The 870-nt window shown below is 63.1% G+C and carries 1 protein-coding gene; it reads right to left on the bottom strand.

The genetic code is table 11. The features are described 5' to 3' along the window. Nucleotides 1-111: 111 nt before the first annotated feature. Complete coding sequence (locus tag XAXN_RS14695; protein WP_054320097.1) at nucleotides 112-834, bottom strand: pseudouridine synthase; 723 nt, start codon at nucleotides 832-834, stop codon at nucleotides 112-114. Nucleotides 835-870 lie beyond the last annotated feature (36 nt).

Genomic DNA, 870 nt, shown 5'->3' with positions numbered 1-870 from the left:
GGTGGGCCGTTTTGGTCCGGCAGCAGGGCATGAGAGCGCGGGCAGGGGGCGGTGTCCGAAAGGGCGGGCTAGGCTGACCTAGCAGCGATGCAGCCGGCCCGGCGCGGGCGCTTACCAGTCGGTGCGTTGCGGCAGCACCCCGTGCAATTCTGCATCGCTGAGGTTGCGCCACTGCCCCGGCTTGAGCGCGGCCAGCTTGATGTTGTCGATGCGCACCCGCCGCAGTTGCGTCACCCGGTACCCGAACTCGGCAGCCATCAGACGGATCTGCCGATTCAGGCCCTGCTCCAGCACGATGCGGAAGCCGAATTTGGCAATACGCGCGGTGCGGCACGGCAGCGTGGTTTCGTTGTGGATGCGCACGCCGCGCGCCATGCCACGCAGGAACTCGTCGGTGACCGGTTTGTTGACCGCGACCAGATATTCTTTCTGGTGGCGATTTTCCGCGCGCAGGATCTCGTTGACGATGTTGCCGTTGCTGGTCATCAGGATCAGCCCTTCGGAGTCCTTGTCGAGCCGGCCGATCGGGAAGATGCGCTGCTCGTGACCGACGAATTCGACGATATTGCCCTTGACCGAACTTTCGGTGGTGCAGGTGATGCCCACCGGTTTGTTGAGCGCAATGTAGACGTGCTTGCGACCGCCGAGTTTCTTTTCCTCACGCATGCGTAGCGGCTGGCCGTCCACCAGCACGGTATCTTCCTCGCCCACCACCGCGCCGGTGCCGGCGGGCACGCCATTGACGGTGACCCTCCGTTCGCCGATCAGGCGATCGGCCTCGCGGCGTGAGCAGAAGCCGGTTTCGGCGATGTATTTATTGAGTCGGATCGTCATCTGCCAATTATCGGCGATTTAGAGCGGCTAACAAAA

Origin of the sequence: Xanthomonas axonopodis (genome assembly GCF_001304695.1) — a bacterium.
GTDB lineage: Bacteria > Pseudomonadota > Gammaproteobacteria > Xanthomonadales > Xanthomonadaceae > Xanthomonas > Xanthomonas axonopodis.
The sequence above is the reverse complement of the archived record's forward strand: the minus strand, read 5'-3'. Positions and strand labels throughout refer to the sequence as shown.